Consider the following 7,538-nt stretch of genomic DNA (forward strand, 5'->3'; position numbering starts at 1 on the left):
AACGTGGTGATCGCACCGTCAAACTCAGTGCCCCCCGTCGCGGTGATGCTGGAATTGGAGAGCGTGATGGCGCTGCCGCTGCTCACGTTGGCCGCGCTCGCTATGCCGCTTATGGTGCTGTCAGTAAACGCGGCACTCGAACCCACGAGCGAACCTGTGTCCACGAGCAGTGAAAGCGCCGTGCCGCCCGTATTGGAAAGCGTCCCGCGGTTGAATACGGCACTTGACTGCCCGCCTGCCGTCAACGCGCTGACCGTAGTGTTGGCAGCAATGGAACCCCCTGTAACGCTGACGGTTGCGCCGTTGCCCGCGGTCGTGCTTCCTGCGGTCGCACCATCACTCAAGGTGATGGCGGCGTTATCCACCTGGATGTCGGCGGCGGCGGCGCCCGGTGCCACAGTCAGGGCCGCACCATCAGTCACCGACCAGGATTCCAGCGGATCGCCGGGGTTGACGGTGTACGTCGTGCCGGGGCCGGTGACAGTGCCTGCGATGGCGGACAATGGGCCGAGAAAAAGCGCGGCAGCGACGGCGCTGGCGAGGACATGGCGGGAGGTCAGATACATGGGAGGCGTCCGTTAGGGAGGGAGTGCTGCCAGTCACCGAGAGCATTAAATGACGGAGAAAACGTGATGCGCTCGTGATACGCGTCTCATGCTCTCGCAAGATGAATGGCGCGGAGAGAGCGAAAGTGCTGCCGTCTCGGGGGTAGGGGAAGTCTGGGGCCAGCTGAAACTGTGATCCATGCAACTAATTGCAATTGCGCCCCAAGGCTGAATGGCCGTTACGGATCGATGGCGTCAATAGGGAGCGAAACGGTGCAGCGCATGTCTTCGCTGGCTCAACGCGCTGCAACATGCGGTCGCACATCGCCGGTGCTAGGATCGGCCACACCTTGAATCGATCTAAATCCAAGCACATGACCAGAACGGGGACGTCAGGATGGGTGGGGCTCGCAATGGGCGCCCTGTTGATAGCCGGTGCCGCCAACGCGGCGCCCATGGCAGTGGGTGAACGTGCCTACGCCGCCGTCGACCCCTTCATCGGCACCGGCGGGGAAGGGCATACCTATCCCGGCGCCACGGTGCCGTTCGGCATGGTCCAGCTCAGTCCGGACACCCGCATCCAGCCGCGCGAAAAGGCCTACGGCTGGGCAGCCGGTTATCGCCATGACGACAGCAGCATCGTCGGCTTCTCGCACACGCATTTCTCCGGCAGCGGCCATTCGGACCTGGGCGACGTGCTGGTGATGCCGTTCACCGGCGATCCGGGGCTGGAGCGCGGTGACCCGGACACGCCAAAAAGTGGCTATGCCTCGCGCTTCCACCATGACAATGAGAAGGCCGAGCCGGGTTACTACGCGGTCACGCTGGACGACTACAAGGTACGCGCCGAGCTCACTACCAGCGCGCGCACCGGCGTACACCGTTACACCTATCCAAAGGGCGAGAAGGCGCGCGTGCTGCTCGACCTGCGCACCAGCCTGTATGACTATCCGGGCAAGATCCTGTGGTCGCGGCTGCGCCTGCAGCCCGATGGCACGGTCACCGGCTTCCGCGAAACCCGCGGTTGGGCGCCGGGCCGGCAGCTGTATTTCGCGATGCGTTTCTCGCGCCCGCTGACCGGCCACGCCTTGCACAACACCGAAACCGACATTGCCTACAAGGGCTTCCCGCCGCCGGGCCAGAACGATCCCACCCAGCGCCCGCAGATCGAGGGGCGGCAGCTGCTGGGGACGTTCGATTTCGGCACGCTGGATGCCCCGCTGGTGGTCACCGTGGCCATCTCCTCGGTGAGCGAGCAGGGCGCGATCGCCAACCTGGACGCCGAAGCGAAAGACCAGAACTTCGACCGCGTGCGCGCCGAAGCGAAGCAGCAGTGGCGCCAGGCGTTGTCCGCGGTGGAGATCGAGGCGCCCGTGCATGACCTGCGCAGCGCCTACACCGCGCTGTACCACAGCATGCTGGGCCCAACCCTGTTCATGGATGCCGATGGCCAGTACCGCGGTTCGGACAATGCCGTGCACCGCGCCGAGGGCTACACCAACTACTCCACGTTCTCGTTGTGGGACACCTACCGTGCGCTGCATCCGTTGCTGACCCTGGTGCAGCCGGAAAAGCGCAACAGTGATTTCATCAATTCGCTGATCGTCCACCAGCAGCACAGTGCGTACGGCATGCTGCCGGTGTGGGCGTTCCACGGCCAGGAGACGTGGTGCATGATCGGYTACCACGSCGTGCCGGTGATCGCCGAYGCCTACMTSAAGGGCATYSGCGGYTTCGATGCSGAYRAGGCGCTGSAKGCMATGGTSGCCASCGCCRACTAYGGYCCSTAYGACGGCATCRCSCAGTACCGCGAACTSGGCTGGGTGCCGATCGACGAGGARGGCGARGCGGCGAGCAAGACGCTCGARTACGCCTTCGACGACTGGASCATCGCACGCATGGCCGAAGCGATGGGCCGCAAGGACGTGCAGGCCACCTTCGACAAGCGCGCCGGCAACTGGCGCCATGCCTATGACGCCGGCACCGGCTTCATGCGCGCACGCAAGCGCGATGGCAGCTTCCGCGAGCCCTTCGATCCATCGGCCAGCGGGTACGGCACCGACTACACCGAAGGCAACGCCTGGCAGTACTCGTGGTATGTGCCGCAGGACGTGGCCGGGCTGGCGCAGGCCCATGGTGGCAGCGACACGCTTCTGGCGCGCCTGGACCAGGTGTTCGAGGCCAAGGTCGACCCGTCGATCTTCGAGCATATGGAAGACATTACCGGCCTGATCGGCTGGTACGCGCACGGCAATGAGCCCAGCCACCACGTGGCCTACCTGTACGCGCATGCCGGTCAGCCGTGGCGCACGCAGGCCCGCCTGAAGCAGATCATGGACACCCAGTACGCCGACCGTCCCGATGGCCTGGCCGGGAATGACGACCTGGGCCAGATGTCGGCCTGGTACGTGTTCACCGCGCTGGGCTTCTATCCGGTGGCGCCGGGCAGTGGCGAGTACATCATCGGCCGCCCGTTCGTGCCCAAGGCCACGTTGAACCTGCCCAACGGCAAGCAGTTCCGCATCGTTACGCAGGGGATGGACAAGGGGCACCAGTACGTGGGCTCGGTTACCCTCAACGGGCAGCCGCTGCAGCGCACCTTCCTGCGCCATGCGGAGATCCTGGCCGGCGGCGAGCTGCGCTTCACCCTGCAGGCCGAACCGAACAAGGCGTGGCCGGGGCAGGGCGCGCAGGCGCCGTACTCGATGTCGCGCTGAGCATTGGGCGAAACCCGTCAACCCTTGCAGGGCAAGGGCTGTCCCGACGTGGGACAGCCGGGTCGGGCCAAAATGGGATTTATGTCCAATTTGGCCAAAAGGCGTATGATGGCCCCATATCCCGCGCTGGAGCCTGCCATGACGTTGCCCCTGGATCTGCCCGGCCTTGAAAAGGCTACTGCATCATCGGTAAAGACCCGTGGCTGGCCGAGCCTGATGCGCACTGTGCGTGAAAAGMAGGCGCTGGTGATTACCAACCACAACCACCCCGAAGCGGTGATCGTCGATATCAAGGCCTACCAGGAACTGCTGGCCAAGGCCGCCGGCGCCGGTGGCGACGCGCGCGGCGGTGAGCTGGAACGCCTGCGTGCGCAGTTCGATACGCAGTTGGCCGGGCTCAACCGCGACGGCGGGCTTGGCAAGGTGCTGGGCAAGCCGATCCATCGCGGCAAGATCACCCCCGGCAAGTCGCTCTGACCGGTGGGGCGGATCCTGGTGCTGGCCGGCGTCAACGGCGCCGGCAAAAGCTCGCTATTGGGCATGTTGCTGGAGGCGAAGGGGCTGTCCTGGTACAACCCCGACGCGTTCACCCGCGCCCTGGTCGAGGCCGGCTGGGTGGAGGCCGAGGCCAACGCAATGGCCTGGCACGAAGGCACGCGGCGGCTGCGCCAGGCCATGCTCGATGGCAGCGATTTCGCCTTCGAAAGCACGCTCGGCGGCAATACCATCCCACGCCTGCTGCGTGAGGCCTGCGCCTCGCACGAGGTCGCGATCTGGTTCTGCGGCCTGGACAGCGTGGCCCTGCATATCGAGCGCGTGGCGGCCCGGGTGAGCCGCGGTGGCCACGACATTCCGCAGGACAAAATCCACGCCCGCTACGATGCCTCCCGCGAAAACCTGATCGAGCTGCTCCCGTACCTGGCCGAGGTGCATGTCTACGACAACAGCGCCCCGCTGGACGAACAGGGCCGCGCCGACCCGCGGCCCTTGCTGCAACTGGACCGCACTGGCCTGCATTACCCGGTTTCGGTCGCCGAACTGCTGCACACCCCGGACTGGGCCAAGCCGATCGTGATGCGGGCGATGGAGCTGCACGCCGGCGCTGCCTGACGCTGCGGCGGGCGGCGGTGCACACGCGGCACACACATCCGTATGCGCGGTGCTTACATCCACCTGCCTACCTTGGACCTCGGGCGCAATGGCGACCCGTTTTCCCAAGGAGTCCACGATGCAGCAGCACATTCCCGCAGGCACCCTCGTCGTCGTCGCAGACGGCGGCTCGGCCCGTGTGTTCACCAATGTCGGCGATGGCCGCACCCTGCAGCTCAAGCAGCACGATGAGCTGAAGGTCCAGGACATCAGCGCGCAGGGTGTCTCCGGCCAGGGACCGTCGGGCTCGATGCCGCAGGACATGAGCATCTCGCAGATGAACGAGGCTACCTTCGCCAAGCAGTTGGCCGGGYAGTTGAACGAGGACGCCCTCAACAACCGCTATGCCCACCTGGTGCTGATCGCCGATCCGCAGACGCTGGGGCGGATCCGCCCGCAGCTGCACAAGGAGGTCCAGTCGCGGTTGCTCGCCGATCTGGCCAAGGATCTCACCAACGCCCCGCTCGAAGACRTTCAACGGGCGCTTGAGCAGGCGCGATGAGCTACAGCCGCGACTACGCCAGCCAGGAGCCGTCACGCGCCGAGATCGATGCGGGCACCGGCTGGCAGCTGGTTGAGTTCGGTGCCCCGTGGTGCYCGCATTGCAGTGCCGCCCAGTTGGCCCTCAAGGACTGGCTGGATGCGCACGAGATGCCGCATTTGAAGATCGAAGACGGTAAAGGGCGGCCTGCGGGCCGCTCGTTCAAGGTCACGCTGTGGCCGACCGTGATCCTGCTGCGTGATGGGCAGGAAGTGGCACGGGTGGTGCGACCGCGTGGCGATAACGATCTGGCCGTGTTCGATCACGCGCTGCAGGGCTAGAATCCCGGCGTTGGTTGTTTGCCGGGATCTGCGCGTGCCTTACCGAAAAAAGCACATCACCGCCGTCGATGGGCAAGGCCGCAGCATGCCGTTCGCGCCGGATGCGCCGGTGCTGTGCCGCGCGCGCGACTACACGCCGGGCACGGTGATTCCGCTTCACCACCATCCCGACCGCCATCAACTGGTGTACGCCGAGACCGGCGTGCTGGTGGTGCAGGCGGGCACCGGGCGCTGGGTGGTGCCGAGCACGCGCGCGATCTGGATGCCGGCCGGCATGGGGCACAAGGTGAGCTGCATCGGCGCGGTCGGCATGCGCAGCCTGTACATCCTGCCGTCGGCCATGGCACATGCGCCAGACACCGCGTCGACCGTATCGGTCACGCCGCTGTTGGCGGCCTTGATCCGCGCCGCCGTCGAGGTGCAGCCGCCGTATCGGCAGGACTCCCGCGACGGTCGGGTCATGCAGCTGATCCTGGACGAACTGGAGACGCTGCCGGTGTTGCCGCTGCACCTGCCGCAACCGCTGGATCCACGACTGCAGGCCATCGCGCGCCGGCTCGAATCCGCCCCGGATGATCCCTCCACGCTGCAGGACTGGGCGCGTCGGCTTTCGGTGGACGTCAAGACGATCCAACGCTTGTGTGCGCGCGAAGTGGGCATGACCTTCGGCCAATGGCGGCAGCAGGCGCGGTTGCTGCGCGCCCTGGAGCGTCTGGCGCACGGCGACAAGATCATCGATGTGGCGCTGTCGCTGGGGTATGCCAGCCCCAGCGCGTTCACCGCGATGTTCAAGAAGCGCTTCGGGCAACGGCCGAGCCAGTTCTTCCAGTAGCGCCGCGCACCTGCCGCGCGTAGCGTCGCGTCAGTGCGGCCTGGTTTTGGGCAGGAACGCCGTTGCCAGGCCCAGCAGGGGCAGGTACGAGGTGAAGTGGTAGACCCACACGATGCCGTGGATGTCGGCCAGCTTGCCCAGGCCCGCCGCGCCGATGCCGCCGATCCCGAACATCAGGCCGAACATCAGCCCCGATACCATGCCGACGCGGCCGGGTACCGCTTCCTGCGCATACACCACCAGCGCGGCGAAGGCCGAGGACATCACCAGGCCGACCGCGATCGCCAGCACCGCCGTGCCCATCAGGTTGGCGTAGGGCAGGGCGAGTGCGAACGGCGCCACGCCGAGGAACGAAATCCAGATCACCGCCTTGCGCCCGATCCGGTCGCCGACCGGGCCGCCGATGAAGGTGCCCAGCGCGATCGAGGCCAGGAAGATGAAGAGATACATCTGACTCTGCTGCACGCTCAGGTGGAAGCGCTCGATCAGGTAGAAGGTGAAGAAGTTGGTGAACGAGGCGATGTAGACGAACTTGGCGAACATCAGCACCGAGATCACCACAATGGCCTGCACCACTTTGCCGCGGCTGAGGCCGGTGCCGTGGCTGCGCGCCAGGCTGCTCATCTTGGCCTGGCCATGGCGCACGGTCCAGCCGGTCAGCCGGAACAGCACGAAGATGGCGACGGCGGCGATCAGCATGAACCAGCCAATGGCGCGTTGCCCGTGCGGAATGACCACCGCGGCGGCGAGCAGGGGGCCGATCGCCGAGCCGGTGTTGCCGCCGACCTGGAACGTGGACTGCGCGGTGCCGAAGCGCCCACCGGAGGCCATCCGTGCCACGCGCGAGGCTTCTGGATGGAACGTGGCCGAGCCCACGCCGACCACTGCGGCGGCCACCAGCAGCATTTCGTAACTGTTGGCCAGGGCCATCATCGCGATGCCGATGAAGGTGGCCACCATGCCCGACGGCAGCAGGTAAGGCAGCGGCCGTTTGTCGGTATACATGCCCACCCACGGCTGCAGCAGCGAGGCGGTGACCTGGTACACCAGCGCGATCACCCCGATCTGGCCGAAGCTGAGCTGGAACTCGCTCTTGAACATCGGATACACCGCCGGCAGCACGGCCTGGATCATGTCGTTGAGCAGGTGCGCGAACGCGGCGGCGCCGACGATGCGGATCGCAAAGCCCTGGTTGGCGGGTACGACGGGGGCGGCCGAGGGGATCGGTGCGGGTGCGGGGGAGGGCGTTTGTGGGGTCATGGACGGCATCGAAAGCAGGGCACGCTTGCCGGCACCATGCGGGGGCGTTGCAGCGCCGCGCGGTCCCGGACCCGTGGGGAGGGGAGGGGACGCCCAGAATAGGACCGTTGCCTTCTCCCGTCTCGCGCGATATGGGCGCGGGTCGTCGCAAATGGGGCATGGATCGCGCCGCGTTGCGTCGTGGACCTCATTTTAAGGCGTCCCCTCTACAAT

At 66.2% G+C, this 7,538-nt stretch carries 8 protein-coding genes; 6 read left to right on the plus strand and 2 right to left on the minus strand.

Going from position 1 to position 7,538, the window contains the following annotated elements:
• The coding region (locus ACXJKH_RS11250; protein WP_457319491.1) for a hypothetical protein at positions 1 to 566 on the minus strand (566 nt) is incomplete at its 3' end.
• A 353-nt stretch (positions 567 to 919) separates the two neighbouring features.
• On the opposite strand from ACXJKH_RS11250, the gene ACXJKH_RS11255 reads away from it, so the two are divergent.
• The 6 genes from ACXJKH_RS11255 to ACXJKH_RS11280 all read left to right on the plus strand — a co-directional run bounded on the left by ACXJKH_RS11255 (position 920) and on the right by ACXJKH_RS11280 (position 6,065).
• Positions 920 to 3,262, plus strand: a complete 2,343-nt coding sequence (locus ACXJKH_RS11255; RefSeq protein WP_457319492.1) for a GH92 family glycosyl hydrolase — start codon at positions 920 to 922, stop codon at positions 3,260 to 3,262.
• A 138-nt stretch (positions 3,263 to 3,400) separates the two neighbouring features.
• Positions 3,401 to 3,739, plus strand: a complete 339-nt coding sequence (locus ACXJKH_RS11260; RefSeq protein ID WP_457319493.1) for a type II toxin-antitoxin system prevent-host-death family antitoxin — start codon at positions 3,401 to 3,403, stop codon at positions 3,737 to 3,739.
• A 3-nt stretch (positions 3,740 to 3,742) separates the two neighbouring features.
• The gene (locus ACXJKH_RS11265; protein WP_457319494.1) at positions 3,743 to 4,372 is read left to right on the plus strand and encodes a hypothetical protein; all 630 of its coding nucleotides are present in this window, start codon (positions 3,743 to 3,745) and stop codon (positions 4,370 to 4,372) included.
• Between the two features lie 118 nt (positions 4,373 to 4,490).
• Positions 4,491 to 4,913 carry a host attachment family protein gene (locus tag ACXJKH_RS11270; protein ID WP_457319495.1) on the plus strand — a complete coding sequence of 141 codons (423 nt, stop codon included), beginning with the start codon at positions 4,491 to 4,493 and terminating at the stop codon, positions 4,911 to 4,913.
• On the plus strand, positions 4,910 to 5,233 hold the full coding sequence (locus ACXJKH_RS11275; protein ID WP_457319496.1) for a thioredoxin family protein: 324 nt from the start codon (positions 4,910 to 4,912) through the stop codon (positions 5,231 to 5,233). Before ACXJKH_RS11270 ends, ACXJKH_RS11275 begins: the two co-directional genes overlap by 4 nt.
• A 34-nt stretch (positions 5,234 to 5,267) precedes the next feature.
• A complete protein-coding gene (locus ACXJKH_RS11280) occupies positions 5,268 to 6,065 on the plus strand; it encodes an AraC family transcriptional regulator (protein WP_457319497.1) in 798 nt (265 codons plus the stop codon).
• A gap of 30 nt (positions 6,066 to 6,095) precedes the next feature.
• Here ACXJKH_RS11280 and ACXJKH_RS11285 read toward each other — a convergent pair whose 3' ends face one another.
• Positions 6,096 to 7,334 carry an MFS transporter gene (locus ACXJKH_RS11285; RefSeq protein ID WP_457319498.1) on the minus strand — a complete coding sequence of 413 codons (1,239 nt, stop codon included), beginning with the start codon at positions 7,332 to 7,334 and terminating at the stop codon, positions 6,096 to 6,098.
• Positions 7,335 to 7,538: the final 204 nt, after the last annotated feature.

It is taken from the genome of Stenotrophomonas sp. P5_B8 (assembly GCF_054049855.1).